This window comes from Algoriphagus litoralis (genome assembly GCF_003259255.1).
GTDB classification, from domain to species: Bacteria; Bacteroidota; Bacteroidia; order Cytophagales; family Cyclobacteriaceae; genus Algoriphagus; species Algoriphagus litoralis.
Genome location: NZ_QGOL01000006.1, coordinates 26891 through 52267 on the forward strand (window position 1 = coordinate 26891; position 25377 = coordinate 52267).

Here is a 25377-nt window from a genome sequence, read left to right on the forward strand (position 1 = left end):
GATATAATCTCCTTTTGACCGGAAAGAGAAAATCGAGTTTGACCCAGGACTTCATCTATTTCAATCCAATCCGCAGCTTTGTCCCAATCCACCGCTCTATGAGAATACTTAAGAAACTAGTAGCGGTTCTTCTTGGCAGTGTATTGGTACTTATCATCGCAACAACTCTAGTTATGCGTCAACCACAATTTGGTAAATCTCCACAGGGAGAACGTCTTGAGAGGATCAAAGCTTCTCCCAACTTCAAAGAAGGAAGTTTTAAAAACATAAACTTCACCCCTTTTTTATCTGATGGATATTCCATGACCAAGATTACGCTGGAGTTTGTATTTAAAACATTCCCGCGAACAGTTCCAAAAAGTCAGATTCCCTCAGTAAAGACAGACCTAAAAAACTTGTCTCTGGATCAAGATGTATTGATTTGGTTTGGACATTCTTCCTATTATTTCCAACTAAATGGCAAGCGCTTTTTGGTGGATCCGGTTTTCAGCGGGAGTGCTTCACCGATTAGCTTTACCACCAAATCTTTTGCTGGAACAGATTTTTATCAGGCGGAGGATTTTCCGGAAATCGACTACCTTCTGATCAGTCATGATCATTATGACCATTTGGATTATAAAACCATCAAAGAACTAAAGCCAAAAATTAAACAGGTCATCTGTGGACTGGGTGTGGGTAGCCATTTTGAATATTGGGGTTTTGAGCCCGGTATTATCCACGAAAAGGACTGGAACGAACAACTTGACTTAGGTTCTAACTTAACGCTTCATACGGCTACAGCCAGACATTTTTCCGGAAGGAGCTTTACCCGCAACAATACTCTGTGGATGTCATATCTTCTGGAAGCGGGAGATTTCAAAGTTTATATTGGTGGTGATAGTGGCTATGATACGCATTTTGCTGCTATAGGAGAGAAATTTGATGGAGTCGATTTGGCCATTTTGGATAATGGACAGTATAATTTGGCTTGGAAAGAAATCCACATGTTACCGGAAGAGGTTCTGAAAGCCAGTCGTGATTTAGGTGCTAAGCGCCTATTTCCAGTGCATTCTTCCAAGTTTGTCCTGGCCAATCACGCATGGGATGAACCTTTGAACAAGGTATCAGAATACAATGAAGCCAATTTCGTATGTCCCTTAGTCACGCCACGGATTGGTGAAATTGTCTATTTGAAAGACAGCACACAGAAATTCAGCAGCTGGTGGAGAGAAATAAGCTAATTGAATGGCAAACTTTTACCCCAACCAGACATCAAAATAATTTTCCTCTAAGCGATCAGACCTTTTTTGAATATACATTCCCAAACCGATCTTTAGCCTCTAGGACTAGGTTATCCTTGGAGTCGGGTTTAAAGAAAAACATGTGATCGTTTAATTGAGGTTCTACCCATTTTCTTCGGGAAGGAAGTTCGGGTCCTGTATGCAATTCGACACTCCAGGGATCGAGGGCTACTCGCTTTTCGGGAGATCCTTTTTTTATCCCATTTTCGAACCAACTGATCTCCCATGTAGGATCATAGTTCCAGCAGTTGAGTGACATTTGATCTGCGAAATCCTGGTGATAACCTACTGGATATACTCGGAATTGCTCGCTCACATCCATGCCTGTCCCTTTGTACTTCCATTGAAGTTCAGAGCCTTTGGCTTCATAGATGGCAAAGCCATTGGGCGTACCATCGTAGCAGATAGGACCTGACCACCAAGCTCCGCAGACTGTTCCATGGCAATGCTCATACACATGCCCATTGATCATGTTATCATTGAAATGGGTATGACCGGACATCAAGTGTGCATTGTATCCTTCAAGCATTCGATACAAATGCTCCCGATTACTGACCGTACCTCCTAGAGTGTCTCGGTCCGGATAGCGTGTCACGGCACCGGTATAGCTTGGGATATGCAGGGAAACAACGACGGTTTTGCCCTTTTCCACCAGCTTCAAATCCTGCTCCAGCCAAGCCAACTGTTCCTCTGGGATATGTCCGATGTACTTTGTCCCGACTCCAAGGTAAAAGACATCATCCAGTACCACATAGTGGACTTCTCCTCGATTCCAGGAGTAATAGGTCGGACCAAAATGCCCCTTGAAAGTGCCCGTTGTCGTCGCATCTGACCTCCCACCAAAGTCCATATCGTGATTTCCCACTACCTGAAAAAATGGAACGTTATACATCTGAATTGACTGATTGTATTCCTTGTATAGTTCAAGACGATCATAGACTAGATCTCCACAACCTATTCCAAAAATATTGGGATCATTCAAGGAGGCGATAGTTTTCTTCACATCCGGAGCGGCTACTGTCAGCAATTGATTCGCCTCATATTCATCCTGAATTTGGGTATCTGATAAAAGTAAAAAGTGATGATTTTCATCTGAATGGAGAGATTTTTTCAAGTCGAAATTGATGTTTTGTTCAGACTTCGTAGATTCTATCCGCTGAAAAAACGAGGCAGATCCGTTGGGTTGCTTTTGAATTTCAAATCCAGAGGGAATAGAAACAAAAACAAAATCCCGGTCTGTGCCTGAGATCAGTTCATACTCACCTGAGGAATTGGTCTGAGCCACCATTCTGCCATCAGATACTGCGACTCCCTGGATTCCCTGACCATTCGTCAAAACCCTTCCTCTGATGCGGATAGGTGCAAAAATGGAAGGCAGCTTTTGGATAGGAAATTCATTTTGGACTTGGGCAAAAACGGAATCACCTAGGCCCAGCCACCCTACGGAGGTGAGCCCTAATCCTTTGATAAAATCTCTACGGTTGAACATGGGGAAGGTGGTTAAGGGTTAAAGGTTAAGGGTTATTCGTTATTAGTTCAATATAAAATCACTATTGATATTGGAGCACTAGTTCTTGAGTATAGCTCATTTATCATTGGCCAAAGAAAATTAAGAATTGGTAATTACTCATTTAATCGATATAGATTGAGCAGCATAAACGGCTCCATCTTCACCTTTTACCTGAAAGGTAAGTTCTCCTTTTTCCCAATCGATTGTCGCCAGTCCATAGTTGAGTTTAGCGATCAGTTCACTCACTCGGAACTGGTTTGGTTCTTCTGCAATCCCGCTCCAGGTATGGGTCAGACCACTTGCGGTAATTTCGTAGAGTCCATTGGGAAAGCGGTTATCGGTCAGCTTCATGACCTCGGCAATATGCCGATCGCCACTCAAAAGTACGGGCGTTTTTGCGCCGGACGTGGCAATCAAATCAAGCAGTTTCTCACGCTCCAGAGGGAAATTTGCCCATTTTTCATATGCATGCTCCGTAGGCAAAAACTGAATACCTGAGATGATCAAATTGATTTTAGCAGGGCTTTCTTTTAATTCTTTCGCCAGCCAAGTCCATTGGGCTTCACCTAGAATCTCACCAGTTTCATTTGGCAAATAGACCCTTTCGACCCGCTGAAGTGTGTCTCTGAAATACCTTGCATCCAGCAGAATGATTTTGATCAAATTTTCTCCCTGACCAAAAAGACGGGATGAGTAAGCCCCTTCCCTCGATCGCTCAGGAGCATCAGCTGGCACTTCTAAGAAGTCAAACATGATGTCTCGTGATTCTTTTTTCTGAGCAAATGCTTTCCCTCCATCATTGATCCCGTAGTCGTGGTCATCCCAGATTCCTATAATCGGCGTGTAAGCCTTTAAAGCAGCATATTCTGGATGACTATTTTGTCGGGCATACTTGGCTCTAAGCGTATCCATAATCGGTGAATCACCATAGATATTGTCCCCCGTCCAGATCCAAAGATCAGGTTGGTCTGCCAGAATCGGCTGCCAGAGTGGTTGAGGCGCATCTTGCCTATTGCAAGAACCAAAGGCTATTTTGGTAATATCAGGCTGAATCTCCTCCTGAACTTTTGGTTTACAGGAATTGGATAAGACTACAAGGGCAAAAAAGAATAGCTTGTTTTTCATATTTTCAATTTGATACCAAGTTGCAAAAACTTGAAATTGCTTTATGACCAGAAATAAAAGTTATCAATTTCTTAACGATTCCGGTATATTTTTTTGAGCAATAGGTATTGTATTTACTCCTATTTATCAGCAATTTAAGTTGGTAATTTGAAAGGTATGCTTTCTATGCCACTCCAAAGGCTGCACTCCGTTTTTGCGATCGCGTCTTTTTCAGATAATCCGACAACCAAAATTTTTAACTCATGAAGCGAAAATTCTCAGATCTCCATTGCCACAATCACATGCGGGCACACTTCCAAATGCAGGAAAAAGAAAAGAAATTTAGCAGAAAGGGAGAATTTAGCCCTTGGACAGTAATTGCTTCCAATTCTAAATCTCAAGAAAAAGGAAAAATGGGAGCCAGCTACAGCCAAATCGATCTGGTAAAATGCTGGAACGCCAACCTTCGTCTCACCTTCAATTCCCTTTATCCCCTTGAACGTCAGTTTGTGTTGGGCATGGATCCCAATATCAAGGAAGATAAATGGTATCACTTTGTAGCAAGGGGTATTTTGGGTCACTCTGGAGTCAAGCGTGATCTCTTACAGACAGCCTATATGCGGATTCCTGACAAGGTTGTGGACTACTTTCAATCCCCTGAATACGACTATTGGCAGTCGCTAAACCGCGAAAAAGACTTTGTACTCCTTGACTCAGGTAAGCGGATCAAAAAGAATGAAATCCATGTACCCGGTGCAATTTTTGGTGATAGAAAAGCTGCAGAAAAACGCGCAAAGGAATTTCCGGAATCTTATGTAGCCGAGAATGCTTGCTATCGAATTCCTAAAAACCGTGAAGAACTAATCAAATCTCTTGCTGATGATAGCGAGATCACCATGATACTCACTATCGAAGGCGCACACTCCATCGGAACAGATAAATGCAAAAGTGTCCAGGATATCTCCGATCGGATCAAATTCATTAAAGAGATGTGGGAGGTGCCCGTGTTCTTCATCACATTCGCCCATCACTTTGACAATCATCTCTGCGGGCATGCGCACTCGATTCCTGGCATGGGCAAAGTACTGATGAAGCAGTGGAAACACATGAATGGAGGTTTTCGAAGAAATGGTCACCGGATTATCCGGGAGACGCTTAGTTTATCCCTATCCGGCGAACCAGACCCTTCATTGGGCTATCGGATTCTGATCGATGTCAAGCACATGGCTGCACGCTCTCGTCAGGAATATTACCAATTGGTTCGGGAAAGATTGGACAAAGGGGACCGGATTCCTGTCATTGCTTCACACTGTGGCTATTCGGGGATTAAGACCCTGCAGGATCATATCGACTGCGAAAAAAAGGAAAAAGACGACTTCTGCGATCCTTCCGGAAAGTACAACGCATGGAATATCAACATGTGTGACGAGGACATCGAAATGATTGTAAAAACCGAGGGGATGTTTGGAATTTCCTTTGATCAGCGGATTCTGGGCATCACCAAAAAAGACCTGAAAGATCCGAACAGCAAACGAAATGGAATCCAGCTCATCTGGGAAAATATCGAAGGAATCGCCAAAAGTGCCTTTAACAATCCAAACTTAACGGATCAGGAAAAACCGAAAATCTGGAAATGTCTGACCATTGGAACTGACTTCGAGGGATTGATCGATCCAGTGGACCCTTACCCTACTGCATTGGAATACGAGCTTTTTGCCAACAATCTGGTCTTTGAAATAGATCAGGCCCGAAAGAATCCAGAGAATACACATCTTGCTCATATCAAGTCAAGAGAAGATGCCGAAAAGCTAGTGGATGATTTTTGCTACAACAACGCGGAGGCCTTTGCAATAGCGAATTATCCAGTTTAAAAGATGCTAAATTCAAGACACAAGACTGCCTTAATTCTAGCGTATAACAACTCTTTCTTTTTTAGTCAGAAGATTTTTAGTCTAGTATCTTGATACTTATGTCTAGATACTTAATACTAAAATCTAATCTCCCGTCTTCGCAAATTCTTCCATGTGGAACTTTTATTTGAATCATCAATGGTCAATTTCCATGGGATCCCGGTATAAACCTTCTCCTTGAAAATTGGCCATTGTTTATTGCTGATTGATCATTTCAGGGTTCTAGTGACTTGATACTTATACCATGATAGAAAAAGCTTTGACTTTTATCATGATTTCAATGCTTTTATAATTTGATTTAAAAGTTAAAAGACTGCTTAGCAGACAGTTTTTTTTATCCTTCCTTGCTATTGCAACATTATTGCTTTTATATTTATGCAACTCAATTGCATAAATAGCCATGATATCACTCAACTCAGTTAGCAAACAGTTTAACAACCACTTAGCCCTTGACAATTTTTCATTGGAAATACCTGAAGGGGAGATTTTCGCACTTCTCGGACCAAACGGAGCGGGAAAAACGACTACTATAAATTTGCTTTTAGGGTTTCTAAGTACCGATAGTGGAACCGTTTCAGTAGCCGGAATAGAACCTTTCAAAAATCCTGCTGAGGCTAGAAAGATCATTGGATATATCCCGGAAAACGTCAATCTCTATCCTCAGTTGACCGGGTTGGAAAACCTAAAATATTTCACACAACTCGCCAGTTCTACCTATTCGGATGAAGACTTGCGACACTTTTTGTCAACCTGCGGACTTCAAAAAAGTGCGATGGACAGACCCTTGGGGACTTACTCCAAAGGAATGAGGCAAAAAGTGGGGATCGCAATCGCTTATGCCAAAAAAGCCAAAATCCTATTAATGGACGAGCCTGCAAGTGGCTTGGACCCCCTTGCAAGCAAAGAGCTATCCGACCTGATCCGCAAGCTTGCCAAAATGGGAACAACGGTATTGATGGCATCTCATGATCTCTTTCGGGTTAAGGAAACCGCAGACCGGATTGGAATCATCCATCAAGGCAAACTTTTAAAATCATTGAAAGCAGCCGAAGTCACTGCCAATGATCTGGAAGAAATATATCTGGGAACTATTGTCTGAAAAATTATGAAAGCCATCATCTGGAATGAATGGATACTTCTGAGAAGAAATCCTTGGTTTATTGGGCTAATCATAGTCCTGATCTTAATCGTAGGACTCACAAGCTATTTTGGCGTAGCCGAGACCAAAAAATTGATAGCCATGGAGGCTGAGGCCTCTGCTGAAATCCGATCCCAATGGGACAATCAGGAGGCTGGAAATCCGCACAATGCGGCACATTATGGAACGTATTTGTTTAAGCCTTCGAGTGCACTAACTGGGTTTGATGAAGGCGTAAATGGTGTGGTAGGCAAAACCCTTTATTTGGAAGGACACCGCCAAAACGAAATCCAATACAGCGAGGCTTCTCAATCTCTGCAGATTTCAAGATTTGGGAAACTTCGGCCGGCACTTTTACTCCAACTGATCATTCCACTATTGTTGATCTTTTTGGTTTTTGCTTCTATCCGAACCGAGCGAGAATCAGACCGAGTACGGATTCTCTTGGTTCAAGGCGGAGATTTCAGGCAGATACTTTTCGGTAAAATCATAGCCTATTGGCTGTTGAGTGTCCTTTTTCTTCTTGTGACACTTTCCCTCCAGTTGATTTTGCAATCAGAAAAATTAACCACCGAAGTGATCCTGAGAACCTGTTTGATTGGTGTAGGCTATGCAGCTTTTTACTGGATCATCAGTAGTTGTACAGCTTATTTGACAGCAAATCTAAGACAGGCAGGCACTGCTCTGAGTTTGATGTTGGCATGCTGGATTGTATGGGGAGTTTTTCTACCTAAGATTTCAGGCACGCTTGGTGAACAGCTCTATCAACTTCCGACTCGACAGGCATTTGCAGACGGGATGAGAGCTGACCGAGCTTCAAGCTTGGACGGCCACAACCCTGAGGAGGAAAAACTAGCTGCATTAAAAGATTCTGTTTTGCGAAAATACCAGGTCGAAACTGTTGAGGAGTTGCCAATCAATTTCGATGGACTCTTAATGCAGGCTGATGAGGAAGTCGGGAATGTCGTTTGGGACAAGCACTTTGGAGATCTGAATAAGGTCCTGAGAAAACAGAAGACATTCACCCAAGTAAGCTCTATTCCAAATCCGCTTCAAAGCCTTCAGAGCTTAAGCATGGGACTCAGCGGAACCGATTACTTTCACCATGCAGACTTTATGCTTAAAGCAGAGCAATACCGCCGGCAATTCATCAAAAGTCTCAATGAAAAGCACGCCTATGGTGGCAGTAAAACCGGGGACTGGGAATGGGCTGCAGATCAGGAATTCTACCGATCTCTGGAGGATTTTTCTTACTCGGCTATTCCTTTAAATCAAGTTTTCAATATTCTCTGGACTGATGTTATGATCCTATTCGGTTGGGTAATTGGAGGATTTTTATTGATCAATTCTAGCAAGTTTCGAATATGAACCTATTCAATTACCTAAAGTGGGAATGGATCAATTTTATCCGAAGTCCCTATAAAATCATAGCTGTTGTTTTGTTTTTGATTGCTGCCGGATTCTCTATCTACAATGGATATGCCCTCAGAAATAAGCAACTCGACACGATAAGTAAAGTAAAAGCTATCTATAAGAAGCAACTGGACGAAGCTAAAGCGTATCTGAAAGCGAATAAAAAAGGTCCCGAAGACAGCCCTTGGATAGATGTTCAAACTCCCTATTGGGCCATGTATTCTTCCGCCCAACACCTGACGAAAGCTCCTTCTCCCATGATGGTTTTTGCTGTTGGTCAGGCAGAGCAGTTTGGTTTTTACAAGCGAATCAATGCTTGGTCGACAGCTTATGATGGTGACCTTGCTGCAGAAATCAGCAACCCGGAGCGGATCGCATTAGGTGCTTTGGACTTCACTTTCGTAGTGCTTTTTCTACTGCCGATTTTGTTGATTGTGCTTTGCTTTACTGTCGGTGGATACGAACAGGATAAGCAAGTATCCAAATTGATCAAGATTCAATTGGGGGTCCAATCACCTTGGATTTTTGGTAGGATAATTTCCATCGGAATCTATGTATCTGGATTTTTAATAGCCCTCATTCTTATTTCAGCCCTTTTTTCCGGTGTGATTGCAGAGGCGGGGAATTCGCTTTTCCAATTTTCAGCTATCATCCTACTTTACACTTGGATTTGGCTCTTGGGAATCATCGGATTAATACACCTGCAGATGGGTCAAACTGCGCAGGCAATGACTTTGACCCTGATTTGGGTGATTTTTGCAATGGTTATCCCAGGAGCGGTACATCAGGCGGCGAGTCTGATATATCCAAACAACCTGATGGTAGAATTTCTCGATGCCAAGCGTGAAGACACCGAAGACATCTATGATACTGATTTTCCTATAGTCAGGAATAGGGTAATTCAAAATTACCCTGAGCTCAAGGAGACCAAACTGGCGACAGTGCCTGACAGCGTTTTTGCCCAAAATTTAAAAAGCAGTATTTACAGGACGGAAATAGCCTATCACATGAAGGAAGTCAGTGAAAAAATTGAAAATAGTTTTGGGGAGAAAAATAGTTTTATCACTTCCTCCTATTGGTTTAATCCCATTATCGGAATTCAAAATTACCTCTTTGGCCTCGCTGAAACGGACTACATCGCCTATCAAAACTACCGCAAGAAAATTCAGTCCGCCAACTTGGAAATCTGCAAAACTATAATTCTGGACGAGTGGAATGAGGTGAAAGTGGATTTAGAGAAATTCACTGTTTATGAAAAGCTCCTCGAAAAATGAGGCACTGGGTTTTAATCGGGCTTATTGTTTTCCTTCCGGAAATTCTACTTGCCCAAACTGCTGAGAATTTTGATCCTCCTTTGATTTCTCCTGAAGTATTTGCTGTGAGGGCAACAGGGAAAATCATCGTAGATGGCACCTTGGATGAAGAAGACTGGAAGTCGGCAATACCGATCAAACATTTCTTTGCCATGGAACCCCGCCAAGGTGCTACAGTGGTTCATCCTACGACGGTTCGGATTTTGTTTGATGATCAAAATCTCTACATCGGTGCATTTTGTTCAGATAGTTTAGGAAAAAAAGGCGTTCGGGTACAGGATCTTCGGAGAGATTTTCTTTATGGGGAAAATGACATGTTCTACATTCAGCTTGACCCGCAAAACCTAAAGCGATTCAATGTAAGCTTCCAATCCACTCCCTATGGAAATCAGCGTGATCTTCAGGTTTTTGATGATTCCTTTCGAGACAATGACTGGGATGCACTTTGGAAGGTAAGAACTACCATCCTAGATTCCGGCTATGTCGTGGAAATGGCCATCCCATTTAAATCAATCCGATATACCAAATCAGAAGAAAAGGAAGACTCTGTTTCCTGGGGAATTACATTGGCAAGACTGGCAAGGAGAGACTACGAGCAAACCGTCTTTCCAGCGATCCCTCAAGCTTTTTCACCTTATCGGATGACTTATGCGGCCCAACTTAAAGGATTGGAGCTCCCTCCCCCGTCTGTCAACTTCAGAATTCAGCCTTATGGATTGGCACAAACTTCCCAATCCATCAATTCTGCTGGAGAAACAATCAGCAAAACGGAATGGAAGGCCGGAGGAGAAATGAAGTGGGCTATCACTCCTAGTTCGGTTTTGGACCTGACTTTCAATACGGACTTTGCTCAAGCTGATGTGGATCGAGCGGTAAATAACCTGACACGGTTTAATGTTTTCTTTCCGGAGCGGAGGCAGTTTTTTCTGGAAAACAGTGGAATTTACTCTGGTGCTGATAGTCCCGGTTTAAAGCCTTTTTTCAGCAGAACAATCGGACTAGCCAATGCTCAGTTTAATTCAGATCCCATTCCTATCGAAGCTGGAGCCAGATTTACCGATCGAAATCAAAAAAGAACTTTGGCAGGATTGTATGTTCGCCAACGAGGCACGGATTTTCAGGCTCCAGTGAATTTTTCATTAATGAGATACTTAAAAAACTACGGAAAGCAAAACAATATTGGCGTAATGCTGACCCAACGAAATGACGAAAACCAACCTGAAAAAGGGTTAGAAGCTCAATCCAATACCACGATTACACTGGATGGTTTGATCCGTCCCAATGACACCTGGACCATCACTTATCTTGCAAGTGCTTCCAGACAAAACACCAACGACAGTATTGGTTTTGCAGGCTCCTTCTATGTAGGTTGGTTTCCTAACAACTGGTACGCCGGCTGGGTGACACGACTAGTAGATGAAAAGTATCTTCCCGGAATGGGATTTGTCTTTGCAAACAATACCATTTATTCCAATCCTGGAGGATACTACATCTGGAGACCTGAAAAAGGGTGGCTCTCCACTTGGGTCAGGCGCTGGGATCCGGGATTTTTTGTCAACTGGTATCAGACGACCAGCACACTTGCCACTCAAGAAATCAGCGTGGACATGTTCCCAATTTACATCCTAACCCGATCCAATGGTCTGATTTCATACACCATTTCTCCAACGGTTCAGAATTATGACTTCTCTTTCCCGATTTTGGGACAGACGATTGTTCCTGGCAGATATGATTTTACTCGACATGCGTTGCGATATCGAATGGATCAATCCAAAAAAGTAAGCCTAGATGCCCGCTATTCTTTTGGAGGATATTTTAATGGAAGTCTGAATAGTCTTTCACTGAGCAGCCGAATCGCTCCTATTCCTCACATTGCAGCGGAATTTAGCTATGAGCACAATTCTTTTACAGGATTTGGCGAGGAACAGGCTGATTTCACAACAGATTTGTTCACGGCAGGAATTCGGCTGGCAGCTACTCCACGGATCCAACTCTCGGGATTTTATCAATACAATACGTATGACAAACAGGCCCGAATTAACCTCAGAGGAAGTTGGGAATTTGCCCCGCTAAGCTTTCTTTATCTGGTCTACAATGAAAGTAACTTTCAAAATACTCCAGTCCAAAATCAAAGCGGAATCGCCAAGGTGAGCTATTTGAGGCAGTTCTAGAAAAAGAAAAGTCCCCAATAGCTCAGGGACTTTTGCAACCAAAACAACCAACCTTATTTGATTTCAAGCGGAATAGATTCCCGGGTTACATTACCTGCGGTATCTTCTGCCCAAATGACCAGGCTTAGGTTTTGCTGGCCTGCTGGCACCTGTAAGGGATGTTGGGCAATGAAGGCTGCCAAGTCCAAAGTGTGGGCGCTCTCAAGGGGATCACCGGATAAACTTCGCCAGGAGGAAGTTCCCAGCATTACTTCAGCAAAAGTGCTTTCCGCAATATCCTTCTGTTCATCCAGGCTTACTTCATTGGTAAGTCTCATCCAAATAAACTTCAAGGGCGATGATAAGGAATGATCTGTCACCTTCACTTGTCCGGCTAAAATCAGGTTCTGACCGACAGATGCCTCCAATTTCCCATTTGGCTTCTTCGCCAAAGAAATGGCAGGAGCATAGGGTCGCTGTATGTAAAAGGTAGTGTGATAATTAGACCCATCAGCAAACCCGGTTTGGTTTCCTTCAGAATCTGTTGCAGAAATCGTGATATGGTAGGGACCGGCTAATAAATTTCCGACTACTTCTGAATTGGTCCCTTCCCAAGCGATTTCATGGGAATCGATGCTCACATCCTGCGCTCCAGACGGAATGACCAAATTAGGGTTGGAAGCAGTGCTGCTGAAAATCCGTTTCACATTGAGCCGCTCAAAGGAATTAGTTAGGCGTGCATGCGAATGACCATCAAACCCTCCATGTATATCCAACAATATTTCTTTGACACCAGAAGGATCTGAAACCCTAAAATCTACATTTACCGATTGATTGCTCGGTGTCACAAGCATTCCAGGAGAAGGCTGGATTTCCTGACCTGCGGTCAAAGAAGAGATTACAGGCGGATCAAGATCTTTGGGATTTTCAGAGTCACCGCAGGAAGTGAGTAATAATCCGGATAAGATCGCTAGCAAAAAGGACAAGTTATTTTTCATAGGTATCTGATGAATTTTTCTGTGTCAATGGGATAGAAAGTCCCAGAATGATATTTCTTCCAGGTTCTGGAATATTGATTAGTCGATATCGACTTAGGTGATTGAAATAGAATTGATTGGTAAGGTTTTTTACCCCAAGATTTAAGGCCAAACTTCTGCCTGCCACAGTCAATTCGGTACTGAAATTCAGGTTTATCAATTGGTATCCAGGAGTTATTCGCTCATTTCTTGCAACCCTGTTTTGCGCAGCAGCATGTCTGAAATCCACGCCAAAGGATACGTTTTTGACCAAATTACTTCGGAGCTCATAGTGGTAAACAAAACCCGCAAGCAATGAAAATGGGGGTGTTAAAGGAAGTGGTAGCTGAGATTCTAGATTGTAATTCCAGACATAATCCATCCCCAGATTGAAGTCCATATTGAAGTTGGACTGAAACTGAGCGGAGAGTTCCCCTCCCAAAAACACAGCATCATCTTGTTTGTATTCCCAAAGTGTACTCGATCCCGGTAAAGGCGAAAAACTGCCACTTGGTGCTAAATAGATGAATCCACGATACAGCGAGGCAAATGGAGTTATGCCAAAGGAAAGTTTTTCCTGAGCCCAGCTATAAGCCAAATCAACTTGATAACTCCGTTCAGGGATAAGATTAGCATTTCCTCTTTCGTGTCTAAAATTGCCGTGGTGAATGCCATTGGATGCCAATTCTATTGGAGTGGGAAAGCGAAGTCCCGAGCCAAGATTTGCCTTAAGAATTTGAAATTCATCGATTTCCCAAGAAACTCCCCCTGAAAAACTAGGTCTCAGAGCCTTCCTTTCCATATCAGGATTTCGCTGATCAAACTCGCCTGTGGCCTCCAGTCGGTCATAAATAGGCTGAAGGTGTTCATCGATTGAAAGTATATTTCCATCGAGACGGATTCCTGCATTCCAGTGAAAACGATCCTGAATGGTTTGATTAACAATAAAATAACCTCCTGCCAAATAGCTTCGGTAAGCTGGTAAAAGAAACTCAAATCCATCGTACTCATTGATCATGGCCTGAGCCATTAATCCATAATTCAAGCGGGTTTGAGAATTGACTGTCAAAACCTCCCGATAGTTTGCAGTAAATGTGCTGAGATCCAATCCAAGCGCAAGATTTCCGGAAGGAGTAGGTCCTACCCCATGTACATGAGGAAGCGATTCCTCTTGACGAATATTTCTTTGGTAGCCTAGATCAAGCTCAATCGATCGGTTTCCTATCAACCAATTTGAATTGGAAATCACCTTCCAATGGGTGTTGATCTGTCGGGGCAATCCTATATCCCTTGGATTTCCATCATCTTCCAAACTGTAAGCGGTTGGAATTCCCACTGCCCCGGTAAAAATCCCTGCTTCCTGACCAAACCTTGAAACGGTTAGTTGAGACTTGCCTCGACTTAGAATTTTTCCCGCAGTACCTGAAAAGTGTAGCGCTTTACCGGCAGTATTTTTCAGCCGCTCGTTGAAAATCGGTAACACATAACCGGCATATACATAGGAATCAGTGGGTACATGGTAGTCGCCATGTGTATTATTTGTCAAGCGACCCATGTAATAAAAATCATCCTTACGGCCCTTCAGATGGACAGACTGACTAAAATATTGACTGTTTGACTGATAATCCAAGGAAAGACCAGCTTTTAAACCGTCAGTTTGAAGTGGCTGTTCCGGTAGAATATTTAGCACCCCACCCATTGCATCCGGACCATGCATCAATGAATTGGGACCTTTAATTATCTCCAAACGATCCACATCGTGGGAATCAATTTCAAGCCCATGGTCAGCGCCCCATTGTTGCCCTTCTTGTTTGATTCCTTTGTCATTGACCAAAATCCGATTGAAGCTCAGGCCTCGAATCACTGGTTTGGCTACTCCAACACCGAGGTTCATCGAAGAGATGCCTGGAATATTCTCGAGCGAGCCTGCAAAAGTCATGCTTTGAGCATTTCTGATCTCACCACCAGAAATAATCACATCTGACATGGAGCTCTCCCTACTACCTACTCCTACCCGATTTCCGGAAACTAAGGCGGCATCCAGTTCAATAATTGAATCTATCATGATCACCTTAATCCACCCTTCTTCGGCCTGATTCAATTCCACTTGGATATATCCCGAATGGGAAATAATCAGATATTCATCCTGGGCCATGTAAACCTCAAATAATCCTTTCTGATCTGCCAGAAACTTGGTTCGAGTACCGGACTTTGTTTTAACCTCTATCAATGCTGAAAGGTAATTCCCATGAGTGTCGGTCACTTGACCTTTCATTAATACTTCCTGTGCATATGCTTTTGGCACAAAAATGAAAAGCATTAAAAAGCAGATTGATCGAACTGGATTTGGAATCACGGAAATTTGCAACACTGTTTCATTTGCAATATTAATGGCCGAAAAATTAGCCTCAAAGCAAATTCCTCTTTTTTGCATCAATATTGCATTTATTTTTGCAACACTATTGCACAAAAGAAATTCCTGTTGTTGCTTTACGGTCAACAAATCAATTTACCACACATGAAAAAATTACAGACAGCTTTTATTGGACTGGCATTTTTGGCGTATTCCTGTCAGGAAAAAGAAGATCCAATCGTTGAACAACCCACTTTTGAAAATCAGGAAAGTGAATGGATTCGGGTCCTTACCTGGAATGCCTCTGGTAACATTTCTATGATGAACCCGATCACAGGAGAAGTAAAAAATCCGTCAGTTAACGCATTTGCTCAAGGCAGTGCAAACTATTTAAGTCCCAGCGGACGATACATTACATCGATCGAGCGGGTAAATGGTGTAGTGAGATTCTTTGACACTGGAATCGAAAACCACTCTGATCATGGCCATGAATACGAAATGAGGTGGTTAACACCAACGGCATCTGCACCCTTGCCTACTCATTTTTCTGCAACAAACGGAAATATTATCATCTTCAATGACGGTGACGGTTCCGTGACTTGGGTTAGAGAAAGTACGATGGAAACCCCATCATTTGATCCCACCATCATCAAAGACCTAAACAATGAAGTTCACCATGGCGCAGCTACCTGGTTGACTGGAAATAAACTGGTAGTCACCTACAAAAATCCTGAGATCGCGGGTGCACTTCCCCAAACGATCAAAATACTTTCGTCTACGGGGGAAGTAGTGGTAGAATCTGAAGATGTCAAAGTGACTGGAATACATGGGGATGCATCAAATGGTCAATATGCTATTTTTGGAGGAACTGAGGGGGTTTTGGTAGCGGGAGCCAATAATCAGCTCTTCAGAATTGATAATATTTCACCCTTAGAACCAACTTCCGGCAACTGGATGGGTACCATCAAGTCGAATGACAACTCAAACATTTTCTATGGCTGGGCAAGAAATAAAGGCATTTTCTCAATAGATCCCAGCTCAAAAACAATGAAGAATGTTTATTCCGGCGATGACGTGAGTAACTATTTCTTCTCTGCAGACGGGTCTAAACTCATCATTCAAACCTCCAATAATTCGGTAAAAGTAATCGAAAGCGAGACTGGAAGTACTATTGCACAGGCTCCGATAGCTGTGGCTTCCCTTGATGGAGGAGCATCGGCCCGCAAGGTTCAAGATGACGCATCATTTTATCGTTTGATGAATGAATTGCCGCCGGTATTGACCAGTTCTGAGAAATACCTCTATGTACTATCACCATCTAGAACAGAGATCGAGGTTTTGGATTTGGAAAACTTGAATTCAGTCAAAAAGATGACTTTAAACAATCCTGTCACTGGTTTTATGAGAGTTGGATTTCAAACAAAATAATTTTTAAAGAATATTTTTTGTAAAAGCCCAGATGTGAAAAGTTTGGGCTTTTTTAGTTTCCATTTCAAGCATATAGGTGAAAGCGTGAAGCCTGCCTTAAATCTGGCAATTTGATACTAAAATCCCATTTATCCCTTCTGAATTTCGTCCCCAAAAATCTCCTTGACCACCCAGCCTTTGCCCCATTCTTCCATCTCATTTTCAGTCCAAAGTTCTGGGAAAAAGATTACTTTCTGGAAGCGAGGAGGAAGGTATTTCTGCCAGTTGGTACCACCCGTGGCGGCAATATCCACCGGATCTCTTTGAAGATATCTCACCGCAGATTTGTAGTGTGCTAAAGGCCAGAAGACATTGGCTTTCAGATCAAACTGCCGCATCAGCTCTGTCATTGATTCAGATGGACTCTCCAGCTCCATGTACTTTTGCCAGAGATTTTTTCGCCGATACGATTCGATCAGTTGAATGAGCTTTTTGCCGTATTTCAGTTCAAAGTTTTTAAGGGTTAGGGTCTTTTCTCCAGTCGCCAATTCGATCGCTCCCTGCTGCCAATACAGATGCTCAAACAAATCATCCGATGGACTATGGTAGTCAAATTCCCCTCTTTTGCTAAGCGTAATCAGATTAAAGGCGTCTGTCGCCATCAGCTCAATTTCGCGAAACTGAGCACTTTGAAATCCCGAGGAAGGGAGAAGAGACATTCTAAACTTCAGGAATTGCTCCCGTTCCATTCCTTTCCACATCATCGCAAATGAACTTATCAAATGGTCAAAGTACATCAGGATTCGCTCCAAACGTGCCTTGAAAAAGTCTTCCGAAATCGCATGCTGATCTGCGATTTGCTCCATTTCAGAGATAATCAGCTTGAAATACAGCTCTGTAATCTGGTGGTAAATAATGAAAATCTTCTCGTCCTTGAAACTGGTTTTCGGTTGCTGTAAAGACAACAAAACGTCCAAATTGATGTATTCCCAATAGGTCAGATAGTCTGCGTAGAGCAAGCCTTCGAGATACGAAAGCATATCCTGACCGGAAGCTTTAAACTTTTCCTGGAGTTGATGGATTTTATCTAAAATTTTGGGATCAAATTGGGCTTCCTGCATGGGATTTTTAGTCAAAAAGGTAGTTATTTCAGCGCCTTTCTACTTAATTTCGGGCAGCTGTTGGGTAATGTTCCCGGCAAAAATGAGTGATTCCCAAAAATAAACCAAATATACTATGGAGGCTGTTGATATTCAGAAATCCCTCAAGCAGGATCTTTTTGACGGGGTGGATTTTCTTGACCTAGACGATTTGCTCAGCGAAGAGCAGAAGCTGATCCGCTCATCCATCCGCGATTTCGTCAAAAAAGAAATCTCTCCCTATATCGAAGATTGGGCCCAAAAGGCTCATTTCCCTTATGAAATCGTACGGAAATTCGGTGATGTGGGTGCTTTTGGTCCGCAGCTTCCTGAAGCGTATGGAGGAGGAGGTTTGGATTACATCTCCTATGGACTGATCATGCAGGAAATCGAGCGTGGCGACTCAGGGATGCGCTCCACTGCTTCTGTGCAAGGATCACTAGTGATGTATCCGATTTACAAATTCGGTTCTGAAGAGCAGCGGAGAAAATACCTTCCAAAACTGGCTTCTGGTGAATATTTGGGATGTTTTGGTCTCACAGAACCTGATCATGGCTCCAATCCAAGCGGAATGGTGACCAACTTCAAGGATATGGGTGATCACTACCTGCTCAATGGCGCCAAAATGTGGATTTCCAATTCTCCAAAAGCTGATGTTGCGGTCGTTTGGGCGAAAAACGAAGAAGGAAGAATCCACGGTTTGATCGTGGAGCGGGGAATGGAAGGTTTTACTACTCCTGAAACTCATGGTAAATGGTCTCTTCGAGCCTCCTGCACTGGAGAACTGGTTTTTGACAATGTGAAAGTGCCAAAGGAAAACTTACTTCCCGGCAAATCGGGTTTGGGAGCTCCGATGATGTGCTTGGACTCTGCAAGATTCGGAATTGCTTGGGGAGCAATCGGCGCTGCGATGGATTGCTATGAATCTGCCAGAAGATATGCCGCAGAGCGAATCCAGTTTGGCAAGCCGATTGGAGGATTTCAGTTGACGCAGAAGAAACTCGCAGAGATGCTTACTGAAATCACTAAAGCACAACTTTTGGCTTGGAAAGTGGGCAAAATGATGAATGAAGGCACCGCCCGAACAGTTCATATATCGATGGCAAAGCGGAACAATGTGGAAATGGCATTAAACATCGCCCGAGAAGCTCGTCAAATCCATGGAGGCATGGGAATCACAGGAGAATATCCAATCATGCGACACATGATGAATCTGGAGTCTGTGGTGACTTATGAAGGCACTCAGGACATTCACTTATTAATTCTGGGTCAGGAGATCACGGGGTTGCAAGCCTTTAAGTGATTGGGATTCAATTTACAACAAGTCAACAATTGCTAGGTTGATATCAACAACCTGATTTTTCAATAGATTTAATTCTTTCAAATCATTCAGATTAAAAGAAGGTCGTTAGCTACTTCGCTAACGACCTTTTTATTTACATATAAAATTCCATTTCAATCACAATACAAAACAAGAATCATCTTTAGACCAGAAGGAAATGGTTTTTTCGAAAAAAAATTATTATTTGGAAAAAGCTTATTATTTAAAAATATATTTTATATATAAACGATATGTAAAATATATTAAAATAATTATTAAAATATATAAAACAATAAATTCAATAAATAACAATACAGAATAACCTTATTAAATAGGGCCCGTTAAATATAATATAAAGTTTTTAACCATTAAATATTTTGATTATGAGAAATTTAAATTATAAGAATATTTTAAGTGCAGTCTTTTTTATGTTGGTATCCGCTACTTGGGTCAACGCTCAAAAAACATACACCGACAAAAATGAGTCGGCGGATTTAAGTGATTATAAGACCTACGAGTGGGTTTTCAATAAAGAGATTATTCCTGAAAATCAAGTCTTGATTGATGGAGAGATGATGCTGGTTTACAACAATTTGACCTCAAATAAAATGGTGAAAGACGCCATTGAGACTCAAATGGAAGCCAGAGGATTCAGTCACAACTCCGAAAATCCAGACATGCTTGTGAATTTCAGGATTTTTGAAAAACCAACAGAATTAAGAACGTATCGATTAACAAATAGACAAGATTATTTGGGATTCGGTCCAAGATCTATGACAACGAAAATGGTGCCTGTCGAGGCAGGAACGATCCTCGTAGATTTCATTGATGCAGAGACAGGTTTGAATATTTGGCAAGGTTTTGCTTCGGGAGCATTCGAAGTAGCAGATATGAAAGACATTTCAAATCTTGAAGCTAAAATAATATCAATTTTCAATGATTGGAATTTCGACAGATTTGCCGAATAATCATTAGTAATAAAAAAAGGTGCAATATTAAATGCACCTTTTTTTTTGATTTTTAGTTTCGAGATTCTAAATAAAAAGAATTTAAAATCAAATTAGAATAAGACTTAACTTAATTCTTTTTCTTTTTTTGATATAAATTTTTCTATCAAATCCCGAGGCCAATTATTCTTGATTCTCTATTCCTATTTTATTTTTCCAGGGTTTTCCAAGATTTCACGTAGATCCTCCGGACTTATTTTTTGCTTTCCAGTGAGCAGATAGACAATCATACCAGCATCGGAAGGATCAAACTCCTCCCCTTTTTGCGCAGCTTGCAATCTGCCATACAACCAATCCCAAGATCCTTTTTCATAAGGTTTTTGGTCCTTGCTTGATGAATTTTTCAGCCATTCGTACTTGGTCAAATCAGTCTTCAATCCCTCATAATCCTCTCCACCATTTTGATCAAGGATATGATCCATCTGCAATCCCTTGGGCTCAAATTCCTCCTTAATTTCGGTCCAGGTCCAGCCTTCATGCTTTTCCCATTCATAGGGTTTGTCGGCATGCTCATCATTCCAGACAGAGTGCGATATCAATCGTACAAATTTCAATTTGGTCGAATCAGCCTCATTGATTGCGTCACCCAAAACATCAAGAGGCCCAGCTGCTATCAGGGTTAAAGGATCTTTTTCAGAACTCTTATTGATCTGAGTGGTCAGTTCAATCACAGCGAAATTAGGAGCTGCAACTGCCTCAATGAATTTAGTCTTTTTGAATCCAAACTTATTCCCTCCGATGAAGGCACTCTCCCGCATCTGCGCAGCGGCACCTGGTTTTTCCTTGTTAGACCCCCAGGTATGATCGCTAAACGTATAGACGACCAATTGGTCTTGAAGACCTTTAGCGGCCAAAAGAGCTAAACTCATCGGAGTAGCCGCCCAATCATCTTCATCGTGTTCATTCCCATCTGAACTAATTGCTATTCGGCCTTTGGAATAAGGTATGGTTTGAGAAAAAGAAACGTGAAATGATACGAATAAAAAGACACTCAGGAATGATACAAATTTCATTTCAGTTGGTTTAGTTGATAATAATTAGCTTCGCAAAGAAGCTTTTTTGATCCGGATTGATGGCTGATATGTGGTACGTGCCTTTTGCCAATCGGTTGACACTAATTTCTACTTCGGTGTCATTCAGGATGGTAAAGACTACCATAGAAGTCACATTTTTACCATCGGAAGAGTAGATCGAAATATTGGGCTGGGTTGCCAATATCCCGTCCGGGAACTCCACTGTAACTCGATCAGAAGCAGGGTTAGGGTAGATTTTCAGTTGCTTGGCAGGAATGACCGGCCTTCCCAATAGACCAGAAATAGCTAGAGTCACCGACTTTAATCGTTGCGAACAGCCCGCTTCAGATGTTAATTCTACAGCATACTCTCCCATCAATTGGGCGGTGAAAATCCTGCCAGTCTCGCTTTCAAGCTTTTCCCCATTTCTAAACCACTGGTATGCAAAATTACCTTCAGGAGCACGGAGGATATTGCCATCTACGGTGATTTCTCCAATAGGAACTGGATTGACTTTGACTTCAAGTTCCTTGGATTCAGACAGGCAGCCACCTTGGTATCGGATCACAGCATGGTATACACCGGACTCAGTCACGGTGAGTGTTTTGCCGGTTTGTCCCGGAATCTCGGTTCCGTTTCTTCTCCATCTGACTACTTCAAAAGGAAATGCTGAACTCAGCTCTAAGACACCACTTTCTCCTTGGCAGTAGGACGTCTGCCCTGTGATGGCTACCGGTTCGGCCTCCAATCGCTCAATTTTCACTTTGGATACAGACTCTGAGACATTTCCTGAGTTGTCTTCCGCACGGATGGCAATGGAAAACTCTTTCCCAATATCCTCACAGGTAAATCGATCCTTAGTGATGGTCAAAGATTTGATACCACAATTATCACTAAACTCCTCCAATACTTGCTCGGGAGTGATCTCCAAGATTCCTTTGGTCACATCGAGATCTAGGGTTATATTTTTAGGAACCAAAACTGGAGGCGTCTGATCCTTCACAAGGACTTGGATGGATTCTTCCCAAGTTTGTCCGGCTTGATTTTTAATCAGAATCGTCACTACTTTTTCCCCGATATCTTCACACGTGAAAATGGTCTTGCTCAAAGTCACCTCGAGCGAAGGATCAGTCAAGGGCCAAGTGACAAAGACATCCGATGGACCCAGATCAGCATTGCCTTCAGGACCCAAAATTAGGTTGAGGGATTCTTTTACATCTCCAAAAGGAAGTGAAGTAAACTTAATTTCTGTTTTTTGGGACTCGACTTCACAGCCACCGTCATTGGAGATTAATTTCGCCCAATACGTGCCTGATTGCTCAGTGAGAATTGCTTTGCCCTTTTCACCTTGAATCAATTCGCCGTTTCGATACCAGCCAATTAGCGTAAATCCATATTCATCTCCCAAGCGAATTTCAGCGGATTCACCTTCCAGAAACTCAGTTCCTGATTCGGGTGAAATGGATATTTTCTTAGACTCAAATGCGGAAACCGAAACAGTCAAGATCTCGGAGGCAGTGTTACCGGATTGGTCAACTGCAGTTAAAATCAGCTCGATGGGCAGATCATAATCTTCACAGCTGATTCTGTTTTTATTGAGAGTTAAGCTCTTTAAGTCACAATTGTCAGAGAGCGAAGCCACAAAATCTTCAGGGTTGAGGATTAATTCTCCTTTGGTCAGATCAAATGCCAAATTGGGGAGTTTGGTTACCAAAGTCGGTGCTGTCTCATCCTTTACCAAAATGGTCACTGGAAAATCCCTACTTTCTCCGCTCGCTTTTCTCAGTGTGAGGACAATTTGGTTTTCACCAAGATTTTCGCAGGAAAACTCTCGTCTACTAAGATCAAAAACCAGCCCCTCGGGTCCTACTGGCCAAGTTTCAAATAAATCTGAAGGTTCTAAAAGGCCAGTTCCAGATTCACTGAGTATGAGATTAACTTGAGACTTTGGAGTGGGCCAATCCGAAGAGATTACTTCCAGTTGGGACGATGAAACACTACATCCACTTTCCAAAACGAGCATGGCAAGGTATCTGCCCTCCTCACTTACTTTCAATGTTTTTCCGATTTCATTAGGGATAAGTTCTCCATCTTTCAACCAGCCCGAAACTGTGTATACAAGTTCATTCCCTAGCGTTAATTCGACCGTATTGCCTTCCGCAAGTTGTCCAGTCTGCGTGATGGATACTTTTTTGGATTCAATCACATTTCCGATAATTGCTTTTACCGTTTTAGAAAAAGCATTTCCTGATAAATCAGTCAGCGTAATGATTACTGGAAATTCCCAAACTGGCGACTCAGGATTTTGGTAAATGTCCGCGCAGGTAATTTCGGTCTTGCTCAGTGACACAGTATAACTGGAAACACAATTATCGATGATATCGACTATATCAAAATCTGGAACAGAAAGGGCTATTTTACCTACCACCGGATCAAACAAATAGATGCCATTGGCTGCATCAAATATAGGTGCGATATCATCTACCACCCATACCGAAACCTGTACTGTCTTTTCATCCCCTGTCCTTGAGTTTTTCAGTGTAATGGAAATCTTATTTTCTCCCAGATCAGTACAGTCAAAGTCAAAACCTGCGGGAGAAGAATAGGTGTAAGGTTCGTTTGGTTGGCTGGCGAGAAAATTCTCTGGCGCAAGCTTGGCCGTTCCCGCATTGGAAAGAATTAGCGATACAGAATCCCTCACTTCAGGAAAACTCTGAACTAACTCTTTGAATGTGAGTAAAAATGTTCCAAAAGTCAAATCCGTATGAACTACCGGATTTGGCATATTCCCTTTGGGTTGAAGCGACTTAGTCCAGTTCATCGGAAAGGAAATGGTAGAACCTCCAAACGTCCCTGTAGTTTTTTGGCTGGGATCAAAAGGATTCTGAATATCGCGGATTTCGTATTCAGCCCCTTTGAATTCCTCATACTCCGAAAAGTCAAGCGCAATAAGTTCTGAATCAGAAAAACTCAAAATACTCACATGAAACCTCAATGGGTCATATTTATTCTGAGTAATCAAGACTTCTCTGGATGAAGAAGGGGAAATTGTAAAGGTACTTCCAGCATCAAAAGGAGAAAAAGAACTCTTCCATTCGGAAAAATTTAAGCCTTGAAAGGGTTTTGAAGTATTCGCAAGATTGTTGTATGCATTCAGATCCCAAGTGGAATTCGGAAATGATGCCGGATTTCCAACGAATGCGAAAAAATTGCCATGTACATTGAATAGCTTGTTCCTTTGCAATGTCAACCCACTCAAAGGCTGGAGTTCGACCATATTTCCCCCACCAAAAAGAATGTTTTCATTAAACTTCATGTCGCGGTTGGGAGAATAGGTACGGCCTAAGGTCACATTGCTGACAAGACTTGTAGTTAATCTCCCGCCTTGAAGATCCGAGTAGAAGAGATTTGCCTCGATCGTCATGTCGAAGCTTTCATTACTCTGCGACCCTATCGTCAAATTATGCGGTGGTCTAAATAAGAATTGGTTAAATGTGGCCATCACGCCGGTATTAAAAGACACATTCTTTCGGGCAATGATTCCGCTGTTCTTCGGGTTGGTCGTGTAGATATTTATACCCTGTGAGGCATTTTGGAAGATAAAATTATTCTCAATTACCTTAGGTTGATCTGGTCTTTCGTGCTGGATATACATCCCATGGCCTGTCCCTCTGGTATCTGACTGGGAGCCGTTGTTGAAAATGACGGAGCCATAAACTTCCAGATTCAGACCAGATCGCCACAATTCCAATCCACCTCCCACTACATCGTAAACCCAGCAATTGATCAACTTATTATTGTCCCCAAAGACAGCAATTCCGGATTCATAGAGTACTTCAGCATTTCCATTGGAAGCGTCGGATTTCCTAATCAGTGTGGAAGAGGTCACATGGATTCCAATGATCCAAGTGTAAGTTCCATTCACCGTAAGGCCAGTTCCAGAAGTCCGGTTTTTGGAGACATCTATGATTGCTTTACCTTCATTGGCAGGCAAAATGTAGATGGGATTCTCAGATGACCCACTGATAGCACTAATAAAATTCCCCTCGTATATCCCATCCAAAAGAATTAAACTGTCCCCTGGAGTAAGTCCGGAGGTATTTCCCAGCGCAAAGGAAAGACTCCAGGGCGATTCAGGTGTGGTGCCTGTATTGGATGCTGATCCATTCGGAGCGGCATACCGCTTGGCACCGAGGACCATCCCCGAAAAACTCAAAAAAAACAAGACTAAATAAAGTTGCTTTTTCATAATGGCAAAAGTCAGTCTTTGATGCCGATGATTGGAAAGATGACCATCTGATGG

The 25377-nt window shown here is 42.4% G+C and carries 16 protein-coding genes; 9 read left to right on the forward strand and 7 right to left on the reverse strand.

Features of this window, described 5'->3' with window-relative positions:
* The first annotated feature begins 98 nt into the window (after positions 1–98).
* Complete coding sequence (locus tag DK188_RS05845) at positions 99–1220, forward strand: MBL fold metallo-hydrolase (protein ID WP_111670200.1); 1122 nt, start codon at positions 99–101, stop codon at positions 1218–1220.
* Positions 1221–1275: 55 nt separating this feature from the next.
* Here DK188_RS05845 and DK188_RS05850 read toward each other — a convergent pair whose 3' ends face one another.
* Positions 1276–2769, reverse strand: a complete 1494-nt coding sequence (locus tag DK188_RS05850; protein WP_111669878.1) for a calcineurin-like phosphoesterase C-terminal domain-containing protein — start codon at positions 2767–2769, stop codon at positions 1276–1278.
* A 138-nt stretch (positions 2770–2907) separates the two neighbouring features.
* The gene (locus DK188_RS05855) at positions 2908–3915 is read right to left on the reverse strand and encodes an alkaline phosphatase D family protein (protein WP_198672970.1); all 1008 of its coding nucleotides are present in this window, start codon (positions 3913–3915) and stop codon (positions 2908–2910) included.
* A 242-nt stretch (positions 3916–4157) separates the two neighbouring features.
* On the opposite strand from DK188_RS05855, the gene DK188_RS05860 reads away from it, so the two are divergent.
* The 5 genes from DK188_RS05860 to DK188_RS05880 all read left to right on the forward strand — a co-directional run bounded on the left by DK188_RS05860 (position 4158) and on the right by DK188_RS05880 (position 11839).
* Positions 4158–5765, forward strand: a complete 1608-nt coding sequence (locus DK188_RS05860) for an amidohydrolase family protein (RefSeq protein ID WP_111669880.1) — start codon at positions 4158–4160, stop codon at positions 5763–5765.
* 439 nt (positions 5766–6204) lie between these two features.
* Positions 6205–6903 (forward strand): ABC transporter ATP-binding protein, encoded by a 699-nt coding sequence (locus tag DK188_RS05865; protein ID WP_111669881.1) that lies wholly within the window; start codon positions 6205–6207, stop codon positions 6901–6903.
* A 6-nt stretch (positions 6904–6909) separates the two neighbouring features.
* Entirely contained in the window at positions 6910–8310 is a 1401-nt protein-coding gene (locus DK188_RS05870; RefSeq protein WP_111669882.1) for a DUF3526 domain-containing protein, read from the forward strand.
* Complete coding sequence (locus tag DK188_RS05875; RefSeq protein WP_111669883.1) at positions 8307–9629, forward strand: DUF3526 domain-containing protein; 1323 nt, start codon at positions 8307–8309, stop codon at positions 9627–9629. Before DK188_RS05870 ends, DK188_RS05875 begins: the two co-directional genes overlap by 4 nt.
* Complete coding sequence (locus DK188_RS05880; RefSeq protein ID WP_111669884.1) at positions 9626–11839, forward strand: carbohydrate binding family 9 domain-containing protein; 2214 nt, start codon at positions 9626–9628, stop codon at positions 11837–11839. The genes DK188_RS05875 and DK188_RS05880 overlap by 4 nt, the downstream gene beginning before the upstream one ends.
* Positions 11840–11892: 53 nt before the next feature.
* Here DK188_RS05880 and DK188_RS05885 read toward each other — a convergent pair whose 3' ends face one another.
* Positions 11893–12816 carry a DUF4625 domain-containing protein gene (locus tag DK188_RS05885; protein WP_111669885.1) on the reverse strand — a complete coding sequence of 308 codons (924 nt, stop codon included), beginning with the start codon at positions 12814–12816 and terminating at the stop codon, positions 11893–11895.
* Complete coding sequence (locus tag DK188_RS05890) at positions 12806–15154, reverse strand: TonB-dependent receptor (RefSeq protein WP_198672971.1); 2349 nt, start codon at positions 15152–15154, stop codon at positions 12806–12808. Before DK188_RS05890 ends, DK188_RS05885 begins: the two co-directional genes overlap by 11 nt.
* 198 nt (positions 15155–15352) lie before the next feature.
* Here DK188_RS05890 and DK188_RS05895 point away from each other — a divergent pair, with 198 nt between their 5' ends.
* Positions 15353–16615, forward strand: coding sequence for a hypothetical protein (locus DK188_RS05895; protein ID WP_111669887.1), 1263 nt, complete (start codon positions 15353–15355; stop codon positions 16613–16615).
* Positions 16616–16743: 128 nt separating this feature from the next.
* Here the strand turns inward: DK188_RS05895 and DK188_RS05900 are convergent, their stop codons facing one another.
* On the reverse strand, positions 16744–17715 hold the full coding sequence (locus tag DK188_RS05900; protein ID WP_111669888.1) for a tryptophan 2,3-dioxygenase family protein: 972 nt from the start codon (positions 17713–17715) through the stop codon (positions 16744–16746).
* 115 nt (positions 17716–17830) lie between these two features.
* Here DK188_RS05900 and DK188_RS05905 point away from each other — a divergent pair, with 115 nt between their 5' ends.
* Both DK188_RS05905 and DK188_RS05910 read left to right on the forward strand, forming a co-directional pair.
* Positions 17831–19036 (forward strand): acyl-CoA dehydrogenase family protein, encoded by a 1206-nt coding sequence (locus DK188_RS05905; protein ID WP_111669889.1) that lies wholly within the window; start codon positions 17831–17833, stop codon positions 19034–19036.
* A gap of 401 nt (positions 19037–19437) precedes the next feature.
* Positions 19438–20022 carry a DUF4136 domain-containing protein gene (locus DK188_RS05910; RefSeq protein WP_111669890.1) on the forward strand — a complete coding sequence of 195 codons (585 nt, stop codon included), beginning with the start codon at positions 19438–19440 and terminating at the stop codon, positions 20020–20022.
* Positions 20023–20204: 182 nt separating this feature from the next.
* On the opposite strand, the gene DK188_RS05915 is transcribed toward DK188_RS05910, so the two are convergent.
* On the reverse strand, positions 20205–21074 hold the full coding sequence (locus tag DK188_RS05915; protein WP_111669891.1) for a hypothetical protein: 870 nt from the start codon (positions 21072–21074) through the stop codon (positions 20205–20207).
* Positions 21075–21084: 10 nt separating this feature from the next.
* Positions 21085–25323 carry a T9SS type A sorting domain-containing protein gene (locus DK188_RS05920; RefSeq protein WP_111669892.1) on the reverse strand — a complete coding sequence of 1413 codons (4239 nt, stop codon included), beginning with the start codon at positions 25321–25323 and terminating at the stop codon, positions 21085–21087.
* Positions 25324–25377 lie beyond the last annotated feature (54 nt).